General features: G+C 68.7%; 25 protein-coding genes. 7 read left to right on the top strand and 18 right to left on the bottom strand.

Going from position 1 to position 26199, the window contains the following annotated elements:
* From HT102_RS08930 to HT102_RS08910, 5 genes are all read right to left on the bottom strand, one after another.
* Positions 1-688: fatty acid desaturase (locus tag HT102_RS08930; RefSeq protein ID WP_192039061.1), on the bottom strand; the 688-nt coding region annotated here is incomplete at its 3' end.
* 449 nt (positions 689-1137) lie between these two features.
* Positions 1138-2370, bottom strand: coding sequence for a mannose-6-phosphate isomerase, class I (gene manA, locus HT102_RS08925; RefSeq protein ID WP_192039139.1), 1233 nt, complete (start codon positions 2368-2370; stop codon positions 1138-1140).
* Positions 2370-3485 carry a tobH protein gene (locus HT102_RS08920; protein ID WP_192039060.1) on the bottom strand — a complete coding sequence of 372 codons (1116 nt, stop codon included), beginning with the start codon at positions 3483-3485 and terminating at the stop codon, positions 2370-2372. The genes manA and HT102_RS08920 overlap by 1 nt, the downstream gene beginning before the upstream one ends.
* Before the next feature lie 51 nt (positions 3486-3536).
* Complete coding sequence (locus tag HT102_RS08915) at positions 3537-4904, bottom strand: phosphomannomutase/phosphoglucomutase (protein WP_192039059.1); 1368 nt, start codon at positions 4902-4904, stop codon at positions 3537-3539.
* 132 nt (positions 4905-5036) lie between these two features.
* A complete protein-coding gene (locus tag HT102_RS08910; RefSeq protein ID WP_192039138.1) occupies positions 5037-5540 on the bottom strand; it encodes a DUF3499 family protein in 504 nt (167 codons plus the stop codon).
* A gap of 127 nt (positions 5541-5667) precedes the next feature.
* Here HT102_RS08910 and HT102_RS08905 point away from each other — a divergent pair, with 127 nt between their 5' ends.
* On the top strand, positions 5668-6225 hold the full coding sequence (locus tag HT102_RS08905) for a metallopeptidase family protein (protein WP_192039058.1): 558 nt from the start codon (positions 5668-5670) through the stop codon (positions 6223-6225).
* A gap of 260 nt (positions 6226-6485) precedes the next feature.
* Here the strand turns inward: HT102_RS08905 and HT102_RS08900 are convergent, their stop codons facing one another.
* Positions 6486-6815 carry a WhiB family transcriptional regulator gene (locus tag HT102_RS08900; protein WP_373876780.1) on the bottom strand — a complete coding sequence of 110 codons (330 nt, stop codon included), beginning with the start codon at positions 6813-6815 and terminating at the stop codon, positions 6486-6488.
* Between the two features lie 417 nt (positions 6816-7232).
* Between HT102_RS08900 and cofD the strand changes: the two genes are divergently transcribed.
* The 3 genes from cofD to HT102_RS08890 are packed head-to-tail and all read left to right on the top strand — an operon-like array spanning position 7233 to position 10224.
* The gene (cofD, locus tag HT102_RS15930) at positions 7233-8339 is read left to right on the top strand and encodes a 2-phospho-L-lactate transferase (RefSeq protein WP_333473357.1); all 1107 of its coding nucleotides are present in this window, start codon (positions 7233-7235) and stop codon (positions 8337-8339) included.
* Positions 8336-9682, top strand: a complete 1347-nt coding sequence (locus HT102_RS08895) for a coenzyme F420-0:L-glutamate ligase (RefSeq protein ID WP_333473356.1) — start codon at positions 8336-8338, stop codon at positions 9680-9682. Before cofD ends, HT102_RS08895 begins: the two co-directional genes overlap by 4 nt.
* Positions 9676-10224 carry an NUDIX hydrolase gene (locus HT102_RS08890; protein ID WP_333473355.1) on the top strand — a complete coding sequence of 183 codons (549 nt, stop codon included), beginning with the start codon at positions 9676-9678 and terminating at the stop codon, positions 10222-10224. The genes HT102_RS08895 and HT102_RS08890 overlap by 7 nt, the downstream gene beginning before the upstream one ends.
* A gap of 15 nt (positions 10225-10239) precedes the next feature.
* Here HT102_RS08890 and argJ read toward each other — a convergent pair whose 3' ends face one another.
* From argJ to rfbD, 5 genes are all read right to left on the bottom strand, one after another.
* A complete protein-coding gene (argJ, locus tag HT102_RS08885; RefSeq protein WP_192039055.1) occupies positions 10240-11406 on the bottom strand; it encodes a bifunctional glutamate N-acetyltransferase/amino-acid acetyltransferase ArgJ in 1167 nt (388 codons plus the stop codon).
* A gap of 185 nt (positions 11407-11591) precedes the next feature.
* Complete coding sequence (locus HT102_RS08880; RefSeq protein ID WP_192039054.1) at positions 11592-12971, bottom strand: NAD(P)/FAD-dependent oxidoreductase; 1380 nt, start codon at positions 12969-12971, stop codon at positions 11592-11594.
* Between the two features lie 107 nt (positions 12972-13078).
* Entirely contained in the window at positions 13079-14224 is a 1146-nt protein-coding gene (gene manB, locus HT102_RS08875; RefSeq protein ID WP_192039053.1) for a mannose-1-phosphate guanylyltransferase, read from the bottom strand.
* Positions 14225-14230: 6 nt separating this feature from the next.
* Positions 14231-15109, bottom strand: coding sequence for a glycosyltransferase family 2 protein (locus HT102_RS08870; RefSeq protein ID WP_192039052.1), 879 nt, complete (start codon positions 15107-15109; stop codon positions 14231-14233).
* A gap of 115 nt (positions 15110-15224) precedes the next feature.
* Positions 15225-16151 carry a dTDP-4-dehydrorhamnose reductase gene (gene rfbD, locus HT102_RS08865; RefSeq protein ID WP_408611334.1) on the bottom strand — a complete coding sequence of 309 codons (927 nt, stop codon included), beginning with the start codon at positions 16149-16151 and terminating at the stop codon, positions 15225-15227.
* A gap of 186 nt (positions 16152-16337) precedes the next feature.
* Between rfbD and HT102_RS08860 the strand changes: the two genes are divergently transcribed.
* Together HT102_RS08860 and HT102_RS08855 are read left to right on the top strand one after the other, a co-directional pair.
* Positions 16338-18011: an LCP family protein gene (locus HT102_RS08860; RefSeq protein ID WP_333473354.1), complete on the top strand. Its 1674-nt coding sequence runs from the start codon at positions 16338-16340 to the stop codon at positions 18009-18011.
* A gap of 54 nt (positions 18012-18065) precedes the next feature.
* On the top strand, positions 18066-18773 hold the full coding sequence (locus HT102_RS08855) for a TIGR03089 family protein (protein WP_192039051.1): 708 nt from the start codon (positions 18066-18068) through the stop codon (positions 18771-18773).
* A 212-nt stretch (positions 18774-18985) separates the two neighbouring features.
* Here HT102_RS08855 and HT102_RS08850 read toward each other — a convergent pair whose 3' ends face one another.
* The 4 genes from HT102_RS08850 to HT102_RS08835 form a co-directional block, all read right to left on the bottom strand.
* Positions 18986-19327: a hypothetical protein gene (locus HT102_RS08850; RefSeq protein ID WP_192039135.1), complete on the bottom strand. Its 342-nt coding sequence runs from the start codon at positions 19325-19327 to the stop codon at positions 18986-18988.
* 67 nt (positions 19328-19394) lie between these two features.
* Positions 19395-20315, bottom strand: coding sequence for a pseudouridine synthase (locus tag HT102_RS08845; RefSeq protein WP_192039050.1), 921 nt, complete (start codon positions 20313-20315; stop codon positions 19395-19397).
* A complete protein-coding gene (gene trhO, locus HT102_RS08840; protein WP_192039049.1) occupies positions 20305-21186 on the bottom strand; it encodes an oxygen-dependent tRNA uridine(34) hydroxylase TrhO in 882 nt (293 codons plus the stop codon). The genes HT102_RS08845 and trhO overlap by 11 nt, the downstream gene beginning before the upstream one ends.
* Before the next feature lie 114 nt (positions 21187-21300).
* Complete coding sequence (locus HT102_RS08835; RefSeq protein ID WP_192039048.1) at positions 21301-22002, bottom strand: response regulator; 702 nt, start codon at positions 22000-22002, stop codon at positions 21301-21303.
* 64 nt (positions 22003-22066) lie between these two features.
* On the opposite strand from HT102_RS08835, the gene HT102_RS08830 reads away from it, so the two are divergent.
* Positions 22067-23068, top strand: a complete 1002-nt coding sequence (locus HT102_RS08830; protein ID WP_192039047.1) for a YdcF family protein — start codon at positions 22067-22069, stop codon at positions 23066-23068.
* On the opposite strand, the gene HT102_RS08825 is transcribed toward HT102_RS08830, so the two are convergent.
* The 3 genes from HT102_RS08825 to purE form a co-directional block, all read right to left on the bottom strand.
* Positions 23065-24288, bottom strand: a complete 1224-nt coding sequence (locus HT102_RS08825) for a sensor histidine kinase (RefSeq protein ID WP_192039046.1) — start codon at positions 24286-24288, stop codon at positions 23065-23067. The two genes, HT102_RS08830 and HT102_RS08825, sit on opposite strands and share 4 nt — an antisense overlap.
* Before the next feature lie 28 nt (positions 24289-24316).
* A complete protein-coding gene (locus tag HT102_RS08820) occupies positions 24317-25477 on the bottom strand; it encodes an acyl-CoA dehydrogenase (protein WP_192039045.1) in 1161 nt (386 codons plus the stop codon).
* Positions 25478-25646: 169 nt separating this feature from the next.
* Entirely contained in the window at positions 25647-26147 is a 501-nt protein-coding gene (purE, locus tag HT102_RS08815; protein ID WP_192039044.1) for a 5-(carboxyamino)imidazole ribonucleotide mutase, read from the bottom strand.
* Positions 26148-26199: the final 52 nt, after the last annotated feature.

The raw sequence follows: 26199 nt of genomic DNA, 5'->3' as shown, positions 1-26199 counted from the left end.
CGAGGCGCTCGAGGCGGTTCTTCTCGATCTCCCAGGCGGAGGTCAGCGCGCCCTTCACCGAGCGCGGCCAGAAGCTGTAGAACGACTCGCCGAAGCGCGAGGAAGCGGGATCCTCGGGGGTGGCGACGCGGACGTGGTGGCCACGGTTGTGCTCGATGTAGAAGTGCCCGTAGAAGGACTGCGCGAGGACGATGCGCGAGAGCCAGCGCTCGTGCTCCTCCTTCTTGTGGCCCATCTCGTGCGCGACGTTGATGCCGATGCCGGAGGTGACGGCGACCGTGGTGGCCAGGCCGATGCTCTCGAAGACGGAGAGGTTGCCAGTGGCCCAGAGGTAGATCGCCAGGGCAAAGCCGGCATACTGCAGCGGGATGTACGCGTAGGTCACCCAGCGGTAGTACTTATCCTGGTCGAGCTCATCCATGAACTCGTCCGGCGGGTTCTGGCCGTCGGCGGCAAAGATGATGTCGAGCAGCGGGATCAAGCCGAAAACGATGATCGGCCCGCCCCAGTAGAGCCATCCCCAGCCAGTGAGCTCCACCAGCCCGACCGCGATGAAGACAGCGGCCGCCGGGACTAGCGAGTAGATCCACAGGTGGCGCTTGCGATCCCGCCAGCGCTCGAGGTTGTCTGTGTTCTCCTGCGCGTCACCGTTGGACCCGGCGGACGCATCGTGCGTCGATGCAGTCATTACATCATGCCTAACTTTGTCCATGCGCTAGACCCCGATGTCATAGCGGCTTGCCTGTTTGACTATAAGCCCTAGGCCGTTTGCGCACTAGACACGGGTCCATGTTTTGTATAACTGTATCGATTCAGATTTTAACTGCAGCAAGCAGAACTGGCCAAAGCGCTTGCAGCAGCTCGCACATAGTTGAGCCTTGAACTGCGCGAATGCTCCCGGAGGCCGCTCCCCCGCGCGCTGCGCGCTAGCCGCAGGGCGATGCGCGGCGATTGCCAGCCGCGGGCCGCGAGTGGCGCGCCGCCACGCCGGAAGTGTTACCGGATGCACCCCTTCGCGACCCCCAAAGGGTGCAAAACCGCACACATGTCGAAATCGGCGCCCGCTCCCCCCTGCCAGCCCCCCTGGGCACCGGCGCCCGCGCCCCTTGAGTCGCCAAGGCCCGGACAACCCAGTCGCTAATGGGGCACCACGGCCCGGAATACCTCGTCGCGAGCCGTCACCGCATGCAGGATGACCTCGGGGTCGGAGTCAGGGATCCACAGGGCCCCGCCCGCGGGCACACGTACCTCCTGCTCGCCACCACGAGCGATGACCTCGCCACGCGTGCACGCGATGATCTGCGGCCCCCCGCGGGAGAGCCCATGCGAGACGCTGTGAAGCAGCCCCGTGGCGTCGAGCTCGATGCGCGACAACGCGAACTCATCAATGGGCGCCTGGTAGACCTGCTCGACGGTGCCACCCGGCTCGGCGTTGCGCAGGGGCACCGGCGCCAGCTCCAGCGGCTCGAAATCGACGACCCGCAGCAGCTCGGGAACATCCACATGCTTCGGCGTGAGGCCCCCGCGCAGGACGTTGTCCGAGTTCGCCATCAGCTCCACCCCCACGCCATGCAGGTAAGCGTGCAGGTTGCCCGCATCCAGGAAGATCCCTTCCCCAGGCCGCAGAGTGATGTGGTTCAGCAGGATCGCCGCGAGCACTCCCGCGTCCCCCGGATAGCGCTCGACGAGCTGCAGCAGGTTGCGGGCAACCGCGGCGAAGCGCCCTCGCTGGGAGCGGGCAAGCAGGGCCACGCATGACTCCGCGAGATCATCCACGAGCTCGCTGACGTCGCTCGACGGCAGGGTGATCCACGTGGTGAACAACGCGCGAAGCCCGGAGCCGTCGGGCTGCGCCGCCAGGAGGTCCCGGTAGGGCACGAACCGCTCCGAGCCGAGCTGCTCGAGAAGCTCGACGGTCGAGGCTGGGTCCCGGAAGCCAGCCATCGCCGAGAATGGCGTGAGCGCCACGATCAGCTCCGGCTTGTGGTTGTCGTCCTTGTAGTTGCGGGAGCGGGCAGCGAGCGAGATGCCCCGATGGTTCTCGCGCTCGAATCCCTCCCGCGCCTGCTGGAGGGAGGGATGAGCCTGGATGGAGAGGGGCTCCTCCGCTGCGAGGATCTTCATCAGGAAGGGCAGGCGCTTGTCGAAGCGCTCGCAGACGCGCTGGCCGAGCGCCGCGACAGGATCCTCCGCGATCTGCCCGAGCAGGGTCGATCCCGAGCCCGCGAGCCGCGAGGGATCCGCGGGATGGGCGCCCATCCACAGCTCTGCCTCGGGGTGCGGCGAGGGGCCGGGCTGCCCACGGAGCTCGGCGAGCGCGGTGCGCGAGCCCCAGGCGTAGTTGCGGACCGGGCAGTCGAGCAGCTGCATCAGTGCGACCTCGCTAGGCGTGCGTATGCTGCCGCCATATCCAGCCGCACGCATAGCTGGAGCGTATTCGTGAGCACCTGGCCGAGGCTGCGGACGGGTGCCTCGACGCCGGGTGGCTGGTCATCGGCGGAGTCCTGCGGGTTGGCGAAGAGGTAGTCCGCTGCACTGCCGAGCAGCGCGGCGCGGCTCCTCGTTCCCGTCCCCGGCGATGTGCGCGAGACCACCACGACCTTCACCGGCTCGGTACCCAGCGGCCCGTCGATCTCGGGATCGTGGAAGATCGGGTCCACATCGCTCGCGGGGGCCGGGCCAGCCAGATGGTCGAATACCTCCACGACCTCCAGCAGGCTCGCCGAGGCTGCCACCATCCCGCCAGCCCGCAGCATCGTGGACGCCGCGTGCGCCGCGAGGCCCTGGTCCCCCGTGGCGTCCCCCGCGAAGACCACGCGATTACCCAGCAGCTTGCTCGCAAGGGATTTCGCGGGGTTGGCGAGGATCTCGCGCTCGGGGTGCCCCCGCAGCGCCTCGTCATCAAGCACATCCGCGATGGCACCCAGCTCGATCGCCGTGACCGCCTCCCCTGGCCCGATGTGACGCAGCACGGCGAGCACCACGGCCGCGTAGCCACAGGTGGCAAAGATCTCGGGGACCGCAACGCGCGGCGGCATCGGGATCGCGTGCGGTGCCCCAGCAGCGCGCATCGGCCCCTCGCTCGGCGTTGCGACGACTACGCCGCAGCCGCGCCGGACCGCCCGGTCAACGGCGGCGACCATGGCGGGATCGCCCGGGTCATCGCCCATGACGATGATGACGTCGAGCGGTCCGATCCAGGTGGGCGCGTGATCCACGACCACGGCGGGGAACGAGAGCTCGGCCGCTACGGCATCGAGCACCAGGCGGCTCGCCGCGATCGGGACGGCGCGGCGTGCCACGACGACCAGCGAGCGGGGCCGGGTCCCGGGCAGGCGGGCAAGCGCGCCCTCGTTGACGGCAGTATCGACGGCCCTGGCCTGCGCGCCCGAGAGCGCTGCGTGGCGGAGCAGCCCTGATCGGTCCGCGGAAGCGAGCGCGGCCCCGTCGTCGAGGTCTATGCCAGGCGCGAGCGTGTTCACCACGGCCACCTCCTTCCAGGTGCACTCCTATTATCCTGCAGCGCCCGGGGCGTGTCACCGCCGGATTATCGCGAGCACCTCATCGGTGATCCCCGTGACGGTGCCTGCATCGGGCGCCTCGACGTTGAGCCGGAGCAGAGGCTCGGTGTTGGAGGCGCGCAGGTTGAACCAGGCACCATCGCCAAGGTCGACCGTCATCCCGTCCAGCTTGTCAATGCCCCTGGCGCGCTCGGCGAACGCCTCGGCGACGTCCTCCATCCGCGCGGCAGCGTCATCGACGGTGGAGTTGATCTCGCCGGACGCCGCGTAGCGGCTGTACCGCGCCATCAGTTCCGAGAGGGGCTTGTCCTGCTCGGCGAGCGCAGCGAGGACGTGCAGCGCCGCGAGCATCCCCGAGTCGGCGCCCCAGAAGTCCCGGAAGTAGTAGTGCGCGGAATGCTCGCCGCCAAACACGGCACCGGTCTGCGCCATGGTCTCTTTGATGAATGAGTGCCCGACGCGGGTGCGCACCGGGGAGCCGCCCTGTTCCTCGACGATCTCCGGCACTGCCCGGGAGGTGATGAGGTTGTAGATGATCGCCGCGCCCGGTGACTTCGCTAGCTCCCTCTCCGCGACCAGCGCCGTGACCGCGGAGGGCGACACGGGATCGCCCTTCTCGTCGATGACGAAGCATCGATCGGCGTCCCCGTCGAAGGCCAGGCCGATGTCCGCGCCAGTCTCGCGCACATGGCGCTGCAGGTCGACGAGGTTGGCGGGGTCCAGCGGATTGGCCTCGTGGTTGGGAAAGGTGCCGTCGAGCTCGAAGAACAACGGCTCGACGGTGAGCGGCAAGGGTCCCAGCACGGCGGGGACGGTATGGCCACCCATGCCGTTGCCCGCATCGACGGCGACGGTGAGGTGCCGCATGCTCTCGAGCGCCACGAGCTTGCGCAGGTACGCCGCGTAGTCCTCGAGCAAATCCTGGGTGGAGCTGTCACCCGGCGCGCCGTCGTAGACGGGGACGCCGTGGATCACCTCGTCCGCGATGGTGCCGAGCCCGGTATCCTGGCCCACTGGCTTCGCGCCCGAGCGGCAGAGCTTCATGCCGTTGTACTTGGCCGGGTTGTGGCTAGCGGTGAACATGGCACCGGGGCACTCGAGGGTGCCCGAGGCGTAGTAGAGCTGATCGGTGGACGCGAGGCCGATGTTGACGATATCGAGCCCGTGGGCGGTGACGCCCTCCGAGAATGCTTCGACGAGCTCGGGCGAGGACGCTCGCATGTCATGACCGACAACGATGCGTGCCGCGCCCTCGGTGCGCATCAGTCGCGCGAACGCCGCGCCCACATCCCTCACGAACGCGGCATCGATCTGCTCCCCGACCACGCCCCGCACGTCGTATGCCTTGATCACCGCGTTCACGGCATCGGCTGGTCGACTCATCTCCGGCACTCCCGTCCTGCTTGCGTCACTGCGCTTTCCGGACAGAGCCTAGTCAGGTTTCGCGCCGGATGCGGGGGAAGCGCCGATCCCGCGGCGCGACGGAGAGCGCGCTGCGGAGCACTGGCGCAATGGCTATTCGGTGTCCGCGTGGGTGACAACACGGAGGTGCGGGCGCCGGGCTGGAGCAATAGCGTGCTGCGCTCCCCCATGCTCTCCGTCGGGCAGTGACATCCATGCGCCGTCATCGATCTGCGGCGAGCCCAGCTGGGCGTCGTTGACGTGGGCGCCATCCAGGGGGGCGTCGCGCAGCGGAGCCCCATCCAGGGAGGCGTCATCCAGGTATGCACCGAAGCGCGGTGGATCGAAGTCATCGGGCGTCGTAGCGACCACCCCGGCCGTCGCTTCCGCGGGGGCGGCGGGCTCCGGCTCGCGCTCGGATTCCGGCACCCATTCGCGCACCAGGTCCCAGCCCATCGGTGGAGCCAGCCGGATCGCATGCTGCTCGCACAGGTCCCAGGAGTGCGGACTGTCCAGGGGCGACAGGTCCGCGAGAACGACCTGGGAGTCCGCATAGACATATGTCAGCGTCGCGACGGCAGGGTTCCTGCAACCCGGCTTGCAACAACGACGGCGCATACTCACACAGCGGACACTAGCCGCTAGCCTCTCGTTCACCGTCGCGACTCGCCGCACTCGGCAGCATTTTTCACGCCCGGCGACCGGATCCCACCGGCGAACGGACGACCCCCGGTACAGTGCATCCATGCCAGATCATGAGCGCGGGGCCGCGGGGGGCGGACAGATCGCGCGCGCCGGGACCCAGGTGGCTGCGCCCGGGCAGTCCCGCGGGCGGCGCCGCACCACGCGGGGGGTCGAGAAGCGTGGGCGCGGCCTGCGGGGGGCCCTCGTTCCCCCGGGGCTCCCGGCTCGCAAGACGCGGGCGGAGCGCTTCGACGCGATCGTGCTCGATGCTTTCGAGCCGATCGAGGCGCGCTGGCGCAAGAGACTCGCGAAGCTCGATATCGCGGTCGATGATGTGCCGCGGGTGCGCGCGCGGAACCCCGATACCGTGACGTGGCCGCCCGAGATCCTCGCTGATGGGCCTGTCCCCTTGTCGCGGCTGATCCCAGCGGGAATCGATTCGTCCGGGCAGCCCACGCGCGCCCGGATCGTGCTGTTCCGTCGCGCGCTCGAGCTGCGGGGCGAGACGCCCGAGGAACTGGTGCAGCTCATCCATGAGGTCCTGGTGCAGCAAGTCGCGACGTATCTCGGGCTGCCGCCGGACATGGTGGCCCCGAACGGCAGTGGCGACCTCGACTAGGGGCGCGCATCGTCGTCCGTGCACCAATTCAAAGAGTTCTCTAAGAGATTCCCCAGAAAGCGACAACGCGGGCCGGAATGGCCCCTATGATCCCCGCCTAGCAGAATGGGCGTACGCGGCATATTGTGTCATTGCCGCGTACGCCCATAATTCGTTTAGAGAATCTCTCAGGAACTTCTAAGAATGAGACTGCGGGGATGCACGCACCCTCTGCATGCATCCCCGCAGTCTTGCTCGGCGGCCGACGGGCCACCGAGGCTTCAGGAGACGATTCCGCGCTTCAGCCGCCGACGCTCGCGCTCCGACAAGCCGCCCCAGATCCCGAAGCGCTCGTCATTGGCCAAGGCGTACTCCAGGCACTCATCACGAACCTCGCACCCCAGGCAGATCCGCTTGGCCTCGCGCGTGGAGCCACCCTTCTCCGGGAAGAACGCCTCTGGATCGGTCTGCGCGCACAGCGCCCGATCCTGCCATTCCTCCTGGACAGCGGTGAACAGATGGTCGAAACCAGCATCCACCAGGCTGAGCTTCGGCCCGCTCGCCCCGTCGTTCCGGTCCTCGCGCGGCATCGACACGTCGGTCGATCGCATTGCAGCCATGTCGTCGGAAACCACGCGGAATGTGGCCGGGCGATCGACGCCCTGGACTCCTGGAAAGTGCGGCATAGTATGTATCCCCAACCTCTTATCGCGCACTGCTGGCAATGAAGCTTGCCGGGCCGCAGCCACTACCACCCCGCGGGGGCAACAGCATGCATCGGTATTCGCCTCGCTCGTGGCCCGTCCCGAGTGGGCGAGTGTCAGGAAGTGAATGACACATGTGTGATTAGACACTTTCTTGCTGCCTATTGCAAGCAAAACTGGGAAATCCCCTACCACCCTTCCACATCGGCGCGTCAAGCGACACAGCGTCGTTTCCGAAACGAGCATATTTCGAGCTAGTCCGAGCAAGCCCCTCCCGCCGCACGAGTTCCTACCCCCGCGCGGCACCACGTAGGCTGTGACGCTGTGAAGGTCACTGTTCTCACCGGAGGCGTCGGAGGCGCCCGATTCCTGCTCGGCGCCAAGGAGTTCACCAGCAAGGCCCCCCTCGCGGGGGCCGGGAGCCCTGGGACGCCTCGCGAGCCGAGCGATCCATCGAGCGCACCGCCCAGCACGGACGAGCCGGCGGCACGGGAACCGGACGGGAGCAGCACCGCAAGGACTAGTACAACCGTACCAGAATCCGGCTCGCTGGCCCCCACGGCGATCGTCAACGTGGGCGACGACACCTGGATGCACGACCTGCGCCTGTGCCCGGACCTCGACAGCTGCATGTACACCCTTGGCGGCGGCATCGACAGCAACAAGGGCTGGGGCAGGGCCAACGAGACCTGGAGCCTGCGCGAGGAACTCGCCGCCTACGGCGCCCAGCCCGACTGGTTCGGCCTCGGCGATCGCGACACCGCCACCCACCTCATCCGCAGCCAGATGATGCGGGCGGGCTACCGGCTCTCCGACATCACCACCGCCCTCTGCGCCCGCTGGAACCCCGGTGTGCGCTTGCTGCCCGCTAGCGACGACCGGGCCGAGACCTTCGCCGTGGTGACCGATCCCGAGAGCGGCGACAAGAAGGCCATCCACTTCCAGGAATGGTGGGTCAAGCACCGGTCCGACATCGAGACGCACTCCTTCGTGCATGTCGGCACCGACGAGGCACGTCCCGCGCCCGGGGTGCTCGACGCGATCGCAGAGGCCGACATCGTCCTCATCGCGCCCTCCAACCCCGTCGTGAGCATCGCGCCGATCCTCGCCATCCCCGGCATCCGCGGGGCCCTGCGCACCACCGAGGCACCGATCGTGGGCGTCTCCCCCATCATCGGCGGGGCCCCGCTGCGCGGCATGGCCGATCGCTGCCTGCGCATCATCGGCGCCGAGGTGTCCTCGCAGGGCGTTGCCGAGTACTACGGGGCCCGCACAGCCACCGGGATCCTCGACGGCTGGCTCACCCACATCGGCGACCCCGTCTCCATCCCCGGCATCGCGGTGCGCGAGACCGACATCGTGATGCACGATCCCGCAGCGACTGCCTCGATGATCGAGCAGGCCCTCGAGCTTGCCGGGGTGGCCCGGTGACCGTGGGCGACCACGGCGCGGAGAACGAGGTCCGCATCCGCGCCGTGCCTGGCATTCCCGAGATCATGCCCGGGGACGATCTCGTCGACCTTGTGGCGCAGCACCTGCCGTGGCTGCGCGACGGTGACATCCTCGCCATCACCAGCAAGATCATCTCGAAGGCCGAGGGGCGCATCGTGCCCGCGCCCGCCGATCCGGGCGAGCGGGACGCCTTGCGCCGCGAGCTCGTCCTCAGCGAGTCCACCCGTACCCTCGCCCGGCACGGCCGCACCCTCATCACCGAGAACCATCTGGGCATCGTGCAGGCCGCCTCGGGGGTCGATGGCTCCAATGTCGATGTCTCCGCGATAGCGCTGCTGCCCGTCGATCCCGATGCGAGTGCCGCACGCCTGCGCGACGGCATCCGGGACAAGCTCGGGGCCGACGTCGCCATCCTCCTCACCGACACCATGGGGCGCGCCTGGCGCAATGGCCAGACCGATGCGGCGATCGGCGCCGCGGGCCTGTCCGTGCTGCACGACTACACCGGCACCACCGATCGGCATGGCAACGACCTGCAGGTCACCAACATCGCCGTCGCCGACGAGCTCGCGGCCGCCGCTGATCTCGTCAAGGGCAAGCTCCACGGCACACCCATCGCGGTGATCCGCGGGTTCAGCACCGTCGACGACGGATCCACCGCGCGGGACCTGGTGCGCCCCGCCCACGAGGACCTCTTCCGCCTCGGCACCCAGGAGGCGCTCGGCCAGGGCTGGCGCGAGGCCGTGCTGCGCCGCCGCACGGTCCGCGAGTTCACCCGCGATCCCGTTCCCGAGGACCAGGTGCGCGCCGCGGTCGCCGAGGCCCTCACCGCGCCCGCGCCCCACCACACCCGGCCCGTGCGGTTCGGGTGGATCCGCAACCACCAACGCCGCATCGTGCTGCTCGACGCGATGCGGGACGCCTGGCGCGCGGACCTCGAGCGCGATGGGCTCAGTGAGGAACGCATCACCGCCCGCCTCGCGCGCGGGCAACTGCTCTACGACGCGCCCGAGATGGTCATTCCGTTCCTCGTCCCCGAGGGTGCCCACGACTACCCCGACGAGGCGCGGCAGGACGCCGAGCGCACCATGTTCACCGTTGCGGTGGGAGCCGCGGTGCAGGCCCTGCTCACCGCCCTCGCCGCGCGAGGCATCGGATCATGCTGGATCGGCTCGACCATCTTCGCGGCGGACGTCGTCCGCGATCAGCTCGGCCTCGAGGGATCCTGGGCCCCGATGGGCGCTATCGGGATCGGCTATCCCACCGAGCCACTGTCCACCCGCGCTCCCCGCGATACCCATGGCCTGCTCGAGGAGTGGTGATGAGCACCCTGCATGACTCCGCCCGCGAGGCCCTCGAGGAGTTTGCCGCGCCCACCGCCGAGCAGGACTCCATGCGCCACGCGATGCTCGCGTTCCTCGCCGCCGCGCCCAACGGCTGCCTGCGCGCCTGCGCTGCGGGTCATATCACCGCTTCAAGCCTGCTGCTCTCCCACGACGGAACCGAGGTATTGCTCACCCTGCACCCGCGCGTGGGTCGGTGGATCCAGCTCGGCGGGCACTGCGAGGAGGACGACCGCACGATCCAGGACGCGGCGCTGCGCGAGGCCCGGGAGGAATCCGGCATCCACGATCTCGAGCTCGACCCGGCAGTGCTCTCGCTGCACACCCATCCGATCACCTGCTCGCTCGGGCAGCCCACGCGCCACCTCGATATGCGGTTCCTGATCCGGGCACCCCGCGGCGCACGGATCACGCGGAGCCATGAGTCCACCGCCCTGCAATGGTGGCCCGTCGATGACCTGCCGGAGAAGGCCGAGCACCACACCATCACCGAGATGGTACGGCTCGCCCGCGCCCGCTGACCGCCTCGCCCGGCCTCAGGTGGTGTAGTCAGCGTTGATGCGGATATAGCCGTCCGTGAGGTCGCAGCCATACACCGTGAACGCCGCGTCACCAGTGCCCAGCGACGCCGTGATCGTCACTTCATCGCCACTCATATGCTCGGCCGCGGCGTCGAGCACATCCTCCTCGGGGATGGGGTAGGTGGTCACGTCCCCGAAGTCGATGCGTACCCGCTCCGGATCGATATCGGTCTCGTCGTCGCACTTGCCGATCGCCATCGCCACCCGGCCCCAGTTCGGGTCCGCGCCATGCACGGCGGTCTTCACCAGCGGCGAGTTGACGATGGCCTTGGCGACCCGCTTGGCCTGCCGCTCATCGCGCGCCTCCGTCACCCGCACGACGATCGTCTTCGTCGCGCCCTCGCCGTCCGCCGCGATCATCCTCACCAGCTGCAGCGCTAGGTCGTGCAGCGCCGCCTCGAACTCCGCCAGATCGACATCGCCCGCGAGCCCGTTGGCGAGGATCGCCGCGGTGTCACTGGTGGAGGTATCCGTGTCGATGCTCAGCGCGTTGAACGTGCGATCCACCACGCGCCGGAACAGCGCATCAAGATCGGCCTGCGCGATGCGCGCATCGGTGAAGAAGTACGCCAGCATCGTCGCCATGTTCGGCTCGATCATGCCCACGCCCTTGGCGATGCCCACGATCGTTGCCTCGCCGCACCGCGCCGCCACATGCTTCGGGTGCGTGTCGGTGGTCATCATGGCCTGGGCGCAGGCAGCGAAGTCCGCGGGCGGGAACGGCGGCTGCAGGCCATCGAGGAACTCCCGCACGCGATCCATCGGCAACTGGCGGCCAATGACCCCGGTGGAGGCAATGAGGATGTCCTCGGGCTCGGCGGTGGCGAGCCCGGCGACCGCGGCCCGGATCTCGCGCGCGTTGACGAGGCCCTGATCGCCGGTGGCGACATTCGCGTTGCGCGCCGTCACCACGATGCCGCGCCCGGTACCGCGTCGCGCCGTCTCGCGGCTGATGACGACGCTGGGACCAGCGAACCGTGACTTGGTGAACACGGCCGAGACGGTCGCGGGGACCTCCGAGATCACCGTGAAGAAGTCCGGCGCGTCATCCTTGATCCCGATGTTTCCGGTGATGCCGTGGAAGCCAGCGGGGGCGGTGGCGCTGTGGGAACGATCGCTCATGGGCACAGCTTTCCACATCCTGCGACCGCGCCGACAACCGGTTTCCACGCGTTCGCGTCTCGTCGGGCGGATCTAGCCAAAAGCACCGGAAACCGCTAAACGCGATAGAAGCCACCTTGGATTCTGGGCAGCTTCTATCGCGTTTGCCGAAGGGCGGCAGGCGGTGGGCGACCGCGGCCGGATGCTCAGCCGTTCTTGCCGTCGAGCTGCTTGCGATCCTCCTCGTACTGCTCGATCGCGTTGCGGCCGTGCATCCACTGCTCGGTGACGTTGAGCTGCTCGCGGGAGCTCGACATGAAGGTGACGAGCCAGTAGAAGAGGGTGGCATAGCGGTTCTTGAAGCCCACGAGGTAGAACAGGTGCACCGCGAGCCACATGAACCAGCCGATGACGCCGGAGACAGCGAGCTTGCCGAACATGACCTTGCCGACGGCGTTGTACTTGGAGACGACGGCGATGCTGCCCTTGTCGAGGTACTTGAACGGCTTGCGCTCCGCTGGCTGCTCGCCGTTGCTCGCCGCCTCGGCCTCCGCGCGGAGCAGCTTGCCCACGTACTGCCCGCTCTGGATCGCGGCCGGCGCGATGCCGGGGATGCCCTCAAGCGCCATCATGTCGCCGACGACGAAGATGTTGGAGTGATCGCGAATGGTCAGATCAGGGTTGACCTGGACTCGCCCCGCGCGGTCGAGCTCGGTCCCGGTCTGTTCGGCGAGGACTTTCCCGAGCGGGCTCGCGGAGACCCCGGCCGCCCAGATCTTGCAGTTCGCCGGGATGCGCATCGGCTCGCCGTCACCCTGCTTGACCACGAGGCCACGGTCGTCGATATCGGTGACGAACGTATTGAGCATCACCTCGACGCCGATCTTCTCGAGCTGGCGCTGCGCGTTCGCGCCGAGCTTCTTGCCCATGGGCGGCAGGACCTGGCCCGCGGCGTCGAGCAGGATGACCCGGGCCATCGAGGTGTCGATGTTGCGGTAGGCGCCGGCGAGGGTGTCACGAGCGAGCTCGGCGATCTGCCCGGCCATCTCGACTCCGGTGGGTCCCGCACCAACAACGACAAAGGTGAGCAGCCGCTCCACCTCGGCGGGGTCGGCCGACAGCTCTGCCTCCTCGAAAGCCGCGATGATCTTGCCACGCAGCTCGAGCGCATGGTCGATGGTCTTCATGCCGGGGGCGAACTCGGCGAAGTGATCGTTGCCGAAATACGATTGCTCGGCGCCCGCCGCGACGATCAGGCTGTCGTACGAGGTGACGCGCTGCTGGTCGGAGTACTCGGAGGTCACCGTCTGGTTGCGCACATCGATGTCGATGACCTCGCCGAGCAGCACCTGGGCATTCTTCTGCTTGCGCAGGATCACTCGGTTCGGCACGGCGATCTCGCCGACCGAGAGGATGCCGGTGGCGACCTGGTAGAGCAAGGGCTGGAACAGGTGATGGGTGGTGCGGGCGATCAACGTGATGTCCACATCAGCGTTCTTCAGCTTCTGGGCGGCGAACATGCCGCCGAAGCCGGATCCGATGATGACGACATGGTGCCGCCCTGGCTGAGCATGCCGATGTCCCACAGCGATCACTCCTCATACGTGGTTACGCAGCGGCCGCCCCAGGAACGGGCGTCCACGCCAACCGTAGTCCACCGCATGCTGCGAGGACGACCGATTCAGCGGGCTTGCTAGACGTCGGTGGAGAAGCGCAGGCCACCGTCGGGGATCATCACTCCCGGCCACACGCGGGCACCACCGATGAGCTCGCAGCGCGCGCCGACCTGCGCGCCGTCGCCGATCACCGCGTCGCGGATCAGCGCGCGCGGACCGATGTGCGCCCCGTAGCCAATGATCGAGCGTTCCACGACCGCGCCGGCATCGACCTTCGCGCCATCGAAGACGACAGCGCCATCAAGCCGCGCGCCGCCGCTGACCTCCGCGCCGCGGCCCACGACGGTGCCGCCGATGAGCAGCGCGCCCGGGGCGATGCCCGCCCCCTCGTGGACGAGCGACTCCCCGCTCTGCCCCTCCAGAGCTGGGGACGGCGCGATGCCACGCACGAGGTCAGCGGATCCGCGCACGAAGTCCTCGGGGGTGCCCATGTCGCGCCAGTAGGCGGAATCCACGTGGCCGTACACGCGGGCGTCATCGGCGAGGAGCTTCGGGAACACCTCCCGCTCCACGGAGACGTTGCGCCCGGCGGGGATCTTCTCGATCACCGAGCGCTTGAACACGTAGCAGCCCGCGTTGATCTGATCGGTCGGCGGATCCTGGGTCTTCTCGAGGAACTCCAGCACGCGGCCGTCGCCGTCGGTGGGGACGCAGCCGAACGCGCGCGGATCGCTCACCCGCACGAGGTGCATCGTCACGTCGGCGTCCTTCTCGTGGTGCGTGCCAAGCACCGCGAGCGGATCGGTGCCGCCCAGCACATCACCGTTGAACACGAGCACCGTGTCGCCCCGCAGCTTCGGGTACACGTTGCGGATGCCGCCGCCCGTGCCGAGTGGCTCCTCCTCCATCACGTAATCGATCTCGAGGCCCATCTCGGAGCCATCACCGAAATGCTGCTCGAACACCTCGGCCTTGAACGAGGTGCCCAGCACCACATGGGTGATGCCCGCCGCCTTGATCCGGGACAACAGGTGCTGCAGGAACGGAAGGCCCGCGGTCGGCAGCATCGGCTTGGGCGCGGAGAGGGTCAGGGGGCGCAATCGGGTTCCCTTGCCCCCGACGAGGACCACCGCGTCGGTGTTGTCCGCGAGGCTGCGGTCCACCGCGCTCGGCGTCGCCTGCGCGCTCGGCCCCTGGGTGAAGCGAAAAACTCTGCCTGCCATGACCTTCTACTGTCCTCTCTGCCCGCGTTGCTTGCGTTCCGCCACCGCGACCGCGATCCGCGATCGCGCGCCGAGGCCACCACGCAGCGCCAGGCGCAAAGGGGCCTGCCACCACTCTGGATGCCGATCCGCCTGGAACCGGTACGCGCTCTGGTGATGCGCGGGCAGCATGAGCTCGGGATGCCGGCCCGCGGCATGCCCTTTAGCATGCGTCACTTCGGCGGTCGGCACGAACACATTGAGCCAACCGGCCCGAGCGAGGCGGTCACCGAGATCCACATCCTCCATGTACATGAAGTAGCGGGAGTCGAATCCGTTGACGGAGTCGAACGCGGCCCGGCGCAGCAGCAAGCACGATCCGGAGAGCCAGCCGACGGGGCGCTCGCTGATGTCCTCGTCCTCCTGCCGGTACGCCCGCGTCCAGGGGTTCGACGGCCAGGCCCCGCCGAGGATGGCGTGGGCCGCGCCGCCCCAGAGCGTCGGCACATGCCGGGCGGAGGGGTAGATGGTGCCGTCGGGATCGCGGATCAGGGGGCCGAGGGATCCGGCTCGCGGCCATCGGAGCGCGGCCTCGAGCAGGGCGTCGATCGAACCAGGCCCCCACCGCACGTCGGGGTTGGCGACGATCACGAACTCGGCAGCCGGATCGACCTCGGCCACCGCGCGGTTGATCGCTCCCCCGTAGCCGACGTTCGCGCCCGTGCGCAGCAACCGGACATTGGGATAGTCGCGCTCCGCGGCCTCCGGCGCGCCATCGACCGAGCCGTTGTCGGCGAGGATCACATCGACAGGGAGCCGGGTCGCCTCCGCCAGGGACGTCACGAACCCTGCCAGATGCTCGCCGGGAGAGTAGGTCACCGTCACCACGGGAAGTCGTGTCTGCACACCGGCCAGCGTAGCCAACGAGGCCCGCGGCGCGTGCGATGCCACTACGACGCTCCGATGGGGAGCCTGTTCCCGAAGGGGTCGATCACCGGGACGTCGATCATGGGGACGTCGATCACGGGGACTCGGAGACGATCATTCGCTGGGGGTCCGCCACAGCCACCCGCACGGCCTCCCGCACCGCGTCGCGCCACGGCCGCAGGGGACGGAGCGCGGCGGCCCGCCAGGACTCGCCACCGAGCACGGAGGAGGCAGGCCGTGGAGCGGGCCGCGGGAACTCAGCGGTCGAGCAGGGCTGCACCCGCTCCGGGTCGGCGCCCGCCGCGGCGAAGACCTCGCGCGCGAGGCCCCACCACGTGGTGATGCCGGAATTCGTGGCGTGCAGGATCGTGCCTTCCTGCGCCGTCGACGTGGCCTGCTGGGTGGACAGCGGGCCTGCTCGTCGGCTGGTCGCGAGCTCCACCAGTCCAGCCGCGAGATCCACTGAATAGGTGGGCGAGCCCCACTGGTCATCGACGACGCGGAGAGTGTCGCGCTCGCGCTCGAGCCGCAGCATCGTGGCCACGAAGTCGCTGCCTGTCCCGGTGAACACCCAGGAGGTGCGCACGATGTGCGCCGAGGGCAGGACCGCGTGCACAGCGAGCTCCCCGGCGTACTTCGTCTGGCCATACACGGTGCGCGGCCCCACTCGCGATCCCGGTTCATAGGGCTCGCGGGCATCCCCCGGGAAGACATAGTCGGTGGAGACATGGATCAGGTGCGCCCGCGATCGCGTGCACGCCGCAGCGATGTTCCCCGCGCCCGACACATTGACCGCCGCGGCGGCGCGATAATCCGATTCCGCGGCATCGACCGCCGTGTATGCCGCGCAATTGATCACCACGGAAGGCCGTGCCGCTTCGATGGCCGCAGCGACGGCATGCTCGTCGGTGACGTCGACATCCCGCGAGGACCACCCCAGCACGTCGTGGGCCGCGCCCGCCGCGAGGCGCGCCACCTGCTTGCCGAGTTGTCCCGATGCTCCGATCACGATGATCCGCACGCTCAGCACCTGTCCCTATGTCTGGTCGTGCCGGTCCGGCACGCTTCGGCCCACTCGATGGATCCAGTGTTGCACGTCACCACCTGCTCCGGAGCGCCGCCAACGATAGTTGATGACTCCTCGTTAGCCTGAGAGTCCTAACTTGTTATCAACGATCGCCCGCAGCGCCAAGGAAGGACCAGCATCGTGCCCGAGTGGGAGGAGCCAGGACGCCCCCGCGGGACGGGACGCCGCCCGGGAGCGCGGGCTCCGCGTCCGGACCAGGCACGCTCCCGCAGCGGCCGTACCCCGCCCCCTGCCCGTCAAGCCCGCCGGTCGCCGCCTCCGCAGCGGGCCCGCGTTGCTCGTGGCCACCAGGACGGCCCCCGCGCGCGCCGCGCCCGGTTCGAGCGCCGGGCGAAGGCCTTCGTTGCCGCGGCCTCGATCATCGTGCTCCTCTCCACCGGTCTCGCCTGGCAGCAATACGACGCGTTCGCCTCGCGCCTTGCCACCGCCGCTGGCCTCGAGCTCGGGCAGGATGCGGACGGCGCTATCGATATTCTTCTCGTGGGCACAGACAGCCGCACCGATGCGCATGGAAACGCCCTGACCCAGGAGGAACGGGACAAGCTGCATGCCGGCGACGCGGATGCGACGAACACGGACACCATCGTGCTCATCCGGGTGCCCGACAATGGCGAGTCCGCTTCCGCGTTCTCGATCCCCCGCGACTCCTACGTGACCGTTCCTGACGAGGTTCCGGGCGATGACTGGCCGGGCGACCGCAGGGTGAAGATCAATAGCGTCTTTGGCTCCACCCGCTTCCAGGAGCTGGTGCGGCTCGTCGAGGAGGAGGGCATGGATCGCGACGAGGCGGCGACGATCGCTACCGCCGCGGGCCGCGACGCCCTCATCAAGACCGTCGCCGAGCTGACCGGTGTCTCGGTCGATCACTACGCCGAGATCGGGCTGCTGGGCTTCCTCCTGCTCACCGATGCGATCGGCGGCGTGGAGGTCTGCTTGAACAATGCCGTGTACGATCCCCTCTCGGGAGCCGACTTCCCCGCCGGGCGCCAGGTGCTCGATGGCGCGGATGCCCTGAGCTTCGTCCGGCAGCGCGAGGGCCTGCCGGGCATGGACATCGGCCGCATCCACCGCCAGCAGGTATTCATGGCGTCGCTCTCCCGCCGCGTCCTCAGCACGGACGTGCTCACTAGCCCCTCCAAGCTCAGTGAGCTGAGCAGTGCCATCCAGCGATCCGTGGTCATCGACGACAACTGGGACATCCTGGCGTTCGCCAAGCAGTTCCAGGACCTCGCCGCGGGCAACGTGCAGTTCGAGACCATCCCGGTGGTCACCACCAACGCCTGGAGCAGCGACGGCTCGCAAAGCGTCGTCGAGGTCGATCCGGAAGAGGTGGAGGCCCGGCTCGCGCAGGTCCTCGCGGATTCGGTCGAGCAGGAGGAACCGCTCCCCGATTTCGGGTTCGACCCCTCCGATATCACCGTCAATGTCGCCAACGCCAGCCTCCTCGAGGGCCTCGCCACTCGCGTCGTCGATGAGCTCACCCGCGTCGGGTTCGTCGAGGGCGAGGTGGGCAACTGGCTGGGCAAGCCAACCATGGGCAGCAAGGTCATCACCGCCGACACCGGTAGCGACGCCGCGCGGGCCATCGCCGACTACCTGGGCGGACTGCCGCTCGAGCAGGACCTCGACCTGCGCAAAGACCAGATCCAGGTAGTGCTCACCACCCGCTACGATGGCCCCGGTGCAGCCGCCCCGCCCGAGATGCCCCAGCCTGACGAGCAGGTGGTGCTCGCTGAGGGCGACGTTCCGCCCCCGGTCAGCGCCGAGCACGCCGGGCCACCCTGCGTGGACTGATCCCGGCGTTGATGAAACCCTCCGCGGACTGATCCCTCGATCGATGGGAAAACCATGAATGTGACCGACACCCTGCTCGACCCGATCCTCCGCGCCCAGGCCGCCCGCCCCTTGATCACCTATTACGACCAGGCATCCGGGGAGCGCATCGAGCTCTCCGGGACCACCGCTGCCAACTGGGCCGCAAAGACCGGCAACATGGTGCGCGACGAGTTCGGGCTCGCCCCCGGCGATCGCGTGGCGGTGCTGCTTCCCGCGCACTGGCAGACTGCCACCGTCCTGCTCGGCGCCTGGTGGGCCGGGTGCGAGGTGCTTGCCGGCGCGGCGGAGGATGCCCAGCTCGCGTTCACCACCGCGGACACCCTCGCTGGTGCCGGTGACGCCGAGGAGATCGCGGCGCTCTCGCTCGACCCGTTCGGTCGCGCACTGCCCGGCCTGCCCGTCGGCGTCACCGATTTCGCGACCACCGTGCCCGGGCATGGCGATCAGTTCCAGGCGACACCTAGCAGCGATGCCCCGGCCCTCGACGGAATGACGGCCACCAGCGTGCTTGCCCGCGGGCGTGCCTTCGCGGAGGAACAAGGCTGGGACAGCAGCTCCCGCATCATCTCCACGCGAGCGTGGACTGATGCGGGGTCGATCATCGAAGGATTCATCGCTGTCCTCGCCGCGGGCGCCTCGCTCATCCAGGTCGCCAACGCCGATGCCGCCGCGCTCGGAAGGATCTCCGCCAGCGAGAAGGCCACCCACCGCATCGGGTAGCGCCCAGTCGTGGGAACGCTGGTGCCGCTTGCGCCGCAACTGGCGCCGCTGGCGCCGCTGGAGCCGCTGGCGCCGCAAACGCGATAGAAGCAGCCCTCAACCCAGGGCCGCTTCTATCGCGTTTGGCCGTTTCCGGTGCTTTTGGGGCCCGGCCCACTCTGGGCCCGGCCCACTCCACGACCCGGCCCGCTGTCGACCCGGCGCAACCCGCGCTAGGCAGAATCCCCGCCACGGGGCGCCCGGTAGCCGCCGTCCTCGAGCCCCGCCTCGATCTCGAAGCGGTTGCGCGCCATCGGGTGCCGCAGTTCCTCCCGCCAGTAGCGCAACGGGAACAGCAGACCGTGGCGTGCCCACTGGTCCGCGTGGATCGCCTCGTGCCGGATCACGCGAGGCGATGGCTCCCGGTCGGTGAGGAACACTCCACCGACGGTGGTGCCGCCGCGCGCGAAACCGCCGCGCATTCCGGGCGCGATAAAGAACCAATGCTCTGGCACGAACCGCGGACGCCCGCCCCACACGCGGGCCCACCCGAGCGCCAGCATCGTCACCAGCATCACCGAGGCTCGGCCGCGCGCCGCCGCACGGACTCGTCCCCAGAACGTCTCGCCCACGCCGTCCACTCTAGAACCGCAGCGAGAGGCTGCTGTCGAAACGACGCTCCGCGCCAGTGATCGGGTCGGTGAACTCCAGCGACTGCGCGAGCAGCCGAAGCGGATCGGTGAAGTCGTCGTCGCCGCGCGAGGGCCGGTACACCGGGTAGTAGGTATCCCCGAGGATCGGCACCCCGAGCGATGACATGTGCAGGCGCAACTGGTGGGTCTTGCCGGTGACGGGCCGAAGCCGGTAGCGGGCGAGGCCACCGTGTACCTCGAGGAGATCGACGAGGGTCTCGCTGTTTGGCTCGCCCGGCACTTCCTCGGCGACCATCACCCCGGACTGCTTGGTGATGCGGCTGCGAACCGTGCGCGGCGGGCCCTGCCCTGCGCGGGACAGTCCCAGCGCCGGATCGTGCGGAGCGATCGCTTCGTAGGCTTTCCGCACCTGGCGCTGCGCGAATAGTTCCTGGTAGGCCTTGCGCCAGCGCGGGTCGGCGACGAGCACCAGCACGCCCGCGGTCATCCGATCGAGGCGATGCGCAGGCACCAGATCGTCGAGCCCTAGCTGCCGCCGGGCGCGCACCAGCACCGTCTCGGTGATGTGCTGCCCCCGCGGGATGGTCGCCAGGAAGTGCGGCTTGTCCACCACCACGATCGCCTCGTCCTGGTGCAGCACCCGCAACTCGAACGGCACCGTGCGCTCGGGCACGGGCTGGCGGTAGTAGTACAGGATGCGGCCGGGCCGGTAGGGGCTGGACTGCGTCACCACGCGGCTGTGCTGGTCCACGACGTGCCCGCGGCTCATCTCGGCCTGCCAGAAGCCGTCGCTGCCGGGGAACCGCTCGAGGAGGTAGTCGAGCATCGTTGCCGCACTGGCCCCGTGCTCGATGCGCACCCGAGCGGGGCCGAGGCCGTCCCGCGCGGGCAGCGGTGTCCTACCTGCCATCGGATGCTGCTCGCTCCAGCGCCTGTGCTCGCGGGCTGCACGCCTCGCACACCAGGGTCAGCTCGCGGCCGTGCGGATCGGGATAGTTCTCCAGCCGCGTCGTGGGAGCGTCACACAGCTCGCACCTGCTGATGATGCGGGCGGTGTCGGAGAACGTAGTGGTCATGCGGCCATCGAAGACGTAGAGCGCGCCCTCCCACAGGCCCTCGTCGCGGTACTTCTCCCCGTAGCGCACGATGCCGCCGTCGAGCTGGTACACCTCGGAGAAGCCGCGGTTGCGCATGAGGACGGTCAGCACCTCGCAGCGAACGCCGCCCGTGCAGTACGTGACCACGGGCTTGTCCTTGAGGTGATCGAGCTTGCCGGATTCGATCTCGGCGAGGAAATCGCGGGTCGTCGAGGTATCGGGCACCACGGCGCCGCGGAAGCGACCGAGGCGTGCCTCCAGCTCGTTGCGGCCGTCGAAGAACACCACATCGTCACGCTCAGCGACCAACTGGTGCAGTTCCTCGGGACGCAGTCGAGCTCCCCCACCGATGACGCCGTCCGCATCGACCTTGATCTCCTCGGGCGCGCCGAACGTGACGATCTCCGAGCGCACCCGCACGCTCAGCCTGGGGAAATCCTCGCCCGTCCCGTCGGACCACTTGATGTCGGCCTTCTTGAACGGGGCGTACTCTCGCGTGGCTCGCACGTACTGCTTGACCGCCGCGAGCTCGCCACCCACGGTCGCGTTGATCCCGTGCCCAGAGATGATGATGCGCCCTGTCAGGCCATTGGACTGGCACAGGGATAGCTGCCACAAGCGGATCGCCTCGGGGTCGGGCAATGGCGCGAACACGTAGAACAGCACGATCTTGGGTATCGACACAGCGAGTTTTCCTGGGGCTTCTTCCCCCGCGCGGGCTGGCGGGGCCGGATGGTGTGCGTGTCCATTCTGCCGCGCCGGCCGCCCGCTGCCCAACCATGCCGAGGGCAGGGACGCCTAGTCGCCGCGCAGCACGTCGTCGGGATCGACGAGGCCCGCCTGGTAGGCGAGGATGACGGCCTGCACCCGATCGCGGGATTGTGTCTTGGCGAGGATGCGCCCGACGTGGGTCTTCACGGTTGCCTCGGAGACGAAGAACTGCTCGGCGATCTCGCCGTTGGTGAGCCCGCGCGCCATCGCGGCGAGCACCTCGACCTCGCGGGGCGTGAGCTCGCTCGGCAGCGCGCGGGCGGACGTTTCCGCGCGAGTGGATCCGGGCGCGATCAGGGGGCCGAGGGGGCGCAGCAGGTTGCGGGTGGCGCGGGGCGCGATGACGGCATCGCCACGGTGGACGGTGCGGATGGCGTCGAGGAGCTGCTCGGGATCGGCGTCCTTGAGCAGGAATCCGCTTGCCCCGGCGCTGATCGCGCCGAGCACGTACTCGTCGTTGTCGAAGGTCGTCAGCACCACCACGCGCGGAGCGCCCGCGCTGTGGCTCGTGATGGCGCGGGTTGCGTCGATGCCGTTCATGGTGGGCATCTGCACGTCCATGAGCACGATGTCGCAGCCGACGCGGTCGATCTCCCGCAATCCCTGCTGGCCGTCGGAGGCCTCGAGCACCACGTGCATGTCGGGCTGGGAATCGATCACCATGCGGAATCCCGCGCGGACGAGCTGCTGGTCGTCGACGAGTGCTACCTTGATCGGCTGCTCCACCATGGATTCACCCTATGCGGCCAGGCTGGCGATCGGCACGATGGCCAGCGCGGTGATCTAATGGGTCGTGCTCAGCCTCGTGATGGCCCTGGTGCTCGGTCTCGCCCTGTGGCGCAGCTGGAGCACCGAGAAACGGCGACTGCGCAACGGGTTCCTGCTGCTGGGCACCGTGTGGTTCGGCACGATCGCGCTGGTGGAACTGGTGGCAACAGCGATTCCCGGGGTGCGGATCGTATGGTTCGCCGCGTTCCTGCTGCTTCCGTTCCTCGCGATCGCGCTGGTGGGGTTACTCCTGGCCAACGGCGTGGTCATGATGCAGCGGGAGGGGCGCAACCTGGGCAACCTTCTGTCGTTCCTCGCCGGCCTCGCCCTGCTGGTGCTGCCGCTAGTGGCGTTGCAGCTCATTATGGCGGGCCAGCCAGCCCTGACTGGCCTGGCAGTGTTCCTCTTCCTCGCGGGAACGTACCTGACCGTGCTGTTCCTCGTGGTTGCTGCCTACGCGGTGTTCTACGGCCTGGTGGTCCGGGTTGCGGCCCCGGGCGCGATCGTCGTGCTGGGCGCGGGATTGCTCGATGGCGGCATTCCGCCGCTGCTGCGGCATCGGCTCGACCGGGCGATCAGGCTCTGGCGCTCTTCGGATGCCGCGACGCGGCCAGTGCTGGTGCCGAGCGGCGGGCAAGGGCCGGACGAGCCCCGCGCCGAGGGCACGGCGATGGCGGAATACCTGCTGGCACAAGGAGTTCCGGGCGCCTGCATCCTGGTGGAGGACCAGGCCCGGGACACGGAGGAGAACCTGCGCTACTCGTCGCGCGTGCTCGCCGCCAACGAGATCCCCGGACCAGTGGTCGTGGTGACAAGCAACTATCACGCGCTGCGCGCCGCCCTGACGGCCCGGGCAGTGGGGCTCGACGCCGATGTGGTCGGATCTCGCACCGCCGCCTACTTCCTTCCGAGCGCCTTCCTCCGGGAGTTCGTCGCCATCCTGGTCGAGCGTGCCCGGATCAGTGTGGTGGTGCTGGCGGGATGCGCTGGGCTCGCCGTCCTGGCGGGTGTGGTTGCCGGGGGCTAGCGCGGGCTGGCGAGGGGCAACCGGGCGGTGACCTCGTACCCGCTGCCGTCGAGCGGCCCGGCAGTAACGTCGCCGCCGTACAGGCTGGCGCGTTCCTGCATCCCGCGCACGCCCTGCCCCGCGGTCTCCGGCCGCGGGAGGATCCCGGCGAGACCCTGGCCATCGTCGGTGATGCGCAGCCGCAGGGCCGTGTCCGTCCACTCGATCGCCACGGTCACGCGCGCGCGGGGCCCGGCATGCTTGAGCACGTTGGTGAGGGATTCCTGCACGATCCGGTAGGCGGTGAGCGAGGGTCCCGCGGGCACTTCGCGGGCCTCGCCGTCGATGACGAGCTCGACGTCAAGTCCACTGCGGCGCATGTCTTCGATCAGCGCGGGGATGTCCTCGGCGGACGGGGTGCTTCCGGTCTCGCGGGGAGACCCGTCGCGCAGGACCGACAGCAGCGCGCGCATGTCGGTGAGCGCCTGCCGACCGGTGGCGGAGATCTGTTCGAGCGCCTCCGTAGCTGCCTCCGGGCTGGCCCGGGCGGCGTAGCGGCCGCCGTCGGCCTGGGCGATAACGACAGTGAGCGAGTGCGCCACGATGTCATGCATCTCGCGGGCGATACGAGTGCGCTCGGTGATGGCGGCGAGCTTGGTCTCCTGCTCCCGCTCGAGCTCGAGGAGCCGCGCCCGCTCGGTGAGCCCGGACACCTCGTTGATCCGGAAGCGCCGGATCAGGCCGAACAAGTAGACCACCGTGGTCAGGGCGACGACGGAGACGATGTTGATCGCGGCCGAGCGCGGCTCGCGGTCGAACTCGGCCGCGCTGAGGTACGCGGACACGCCCACGCCCAGAGCAGCCAGTGGCCAGGCGATCCGGCTCGCCCAGGGGCCGGCATAGGCGGCGAGCCCGTACACAGCGAAGAGCACGCCGAGCCCGGCGCTGGTCGAGTCCTGGAATATCAACAGGTGCAGGTACGCCGCGGCGGCGATGGTGAAGCCGGACCAAGCTGGTCGCAGGCGCCGCCATGCCAGCGGCACCGTCATCAGCAGGGCGAGCACTACCTCGTGCGGGCCTGTGAACAGTCCGCTCTGTGACGCTAGCGCGGCCAGCGTGACGACCGCCGCGATGGCGATGTCGATGCCCAGCCAACGAGCTCGCGTGAACCGGAACCATCGCTCGACGAGACCGGCACCAGCCCGCCGCTGATCGCGCGGCGAGGCTGGTGCCGGTGCCATGGTCGTGGAGCTGGTCAGCGCAAACCGGTCAGCGCAGCAGCGACCGGGCCATGACGACCCGCTGGATCTGGTTGGTGCCCTCGTAGATCTGGGTGATCTTAGCGTCGCGCATCATCCGCTCGACCGGGAAGTCACGGGTGTACCCGGCGCCGCCGAACAACTGCACGGCGTCGGTGGTGACCTCCATGGCGACATCGGAGGCGAAGCACTTCGAGGCGGAGGAGATGAAGCCGAGGCTCTTCTCGCCGCGCTCGGCGCGCGCTGCGGCGTGGTACACCATCAGGCGCGCCGCCTCGAGCTTCATCGCCATGTCCGCGAGCATGAACTGCACGCCCTGGAAGTCCGCGATGGCGGTCTTGAACTGCTTGCGGTCCTTGGTGTACTCGATCGCCGCATCAAGGGCGCCCTGGGCGATTCCCACAGCCTGCGCGCCAATGGTGGGGCGGGTGTGATCGAGCGTCTGCAGGGTGGTCGTGAATCCGGTACCGGGCTCGCCGATGATGCGGTCGCCGGGGATGCGGCAATCCTCGAAGTACAGCTCGGCGGTGGGGCTGCCCTTGATGCCGAGCTTCTTCTCCTTGGGCCCGACGACGAAGCCCTCATCATCCTTGTGGACCATGAACGCCGAAATGCCCTTCGCGCCCTTGTCGGGATCGGTGACGGCCATGACGGTGTACCAGGAGGACTTGCCGCCGTTGGTGATCCAGCACTTGGAGCCGTTGAGGATCCAGTCATCGCCGTCGGCCTTGGCGCGGGTCCGCATGGCGGCCGCGTCGGAACCGGCCTCGCGCTCGGACAGCGCGTAGGACGCCATCGCCTCGCCCGACGCGATGGAGGGCAGGACCTTCGCCTTGAGCTCCTCCGAGCCACTGAGGATCAGGCCCATGGTGCCGAGCTTGTTGACCGCGGGGATCAGCGACGAGGACCCGCACACGCGGGCGACCTCCTCGATGACGATGCAGGTGGCGACGGAGTCAGCGCCCTGGCCGTCATACTCCTCGGGCACGTGGATCGCGTTGAAGCCGGAGGCGACGAGCGCATCGAGGGCTTCCTGGGGGAAGCGCTCGTTCTCGTCGACATCGGCGGCGTAGGGCGCGATCTCCTTCTCGCACAGGCCCCGGATGGCGGCCCGCAGCTCGTTGTGCTCGTCAGCGAGCTGGAAGAGATCAAAATCGGGGTTGCCGGCCATTCGTGCAGCTCCTTCGCGTGCGATAGTGCGATTATCCAGTACGGGTTTGCGTACGCAGCGGCCATGCCTTCCCCATCGTGCGGGAGCATGCCCTGGTGCTGACAATACCGGCGGAACGCGCGGAGCACGAAGGCAGCATCGATTGCCGTCCGGCGATGCGGCAGCGTGCCTAGCCGCCGAGCAGGGAGCGGCGCAGCTTCTCGTCCTTGCCGAGCACCATCTGGTGCAATTGCTGCTGGAACTCCTCCATGCGCTGGCGCAGCGCGGGGTCCTGGGCAGCGAGGATGCGCACCGCGAGCAATCCCGCGTTGCGGGCACCGCCGATGGAGACAGTCGCCACCGGCACACCAGCCGGCATCTGCACGATCGACAACAGGGAATCCATGCCATCGAGGTGCTTGAGCGGCACGGGCACGCCGATCACGGGCAATGGCGTGGCCGACGCGACCATGCCTGGAAGGTGTGCCGCTCCCCCAGCGCCAGCGATGATCACCTTGATGCCCGCCGCCGCGGCGCCCGTGGCGTAGTCGAGCATGCGCTGCGGGGTCCGGTGCGCGGAGATCACCCCCACCTCGAAAGGCACCTCGAACTCGGCGAGCGCCTCGGCCGCGGCCTGCATGACGGGCCAGTCGGAGGCGCTGCCCATGATCAAGCCGACCTGGGGGGTCATCCTGCCTCCTCGTTCCGTGGGACGCGCACCGGGGCGCGAGAGCATGATCGCT

The sequence above is a fragment of the Lolliginicoccus lacisalsi genome, assembly GCF_014841105.1.
In the GTDB taxonomy this organism is placed as follows: domain Bacteria; phylum Actinomycetota; class Actinomycetes; order Mycobacteriales; family Mycobacteriaceae; genus Lolliginicoccus; species Lolliginicoccus lacisalsi.
Note: the sequence above shows the minus strand (reverse complement) of the source record. Positions and strands in the feature narration are given on the sequence as shown.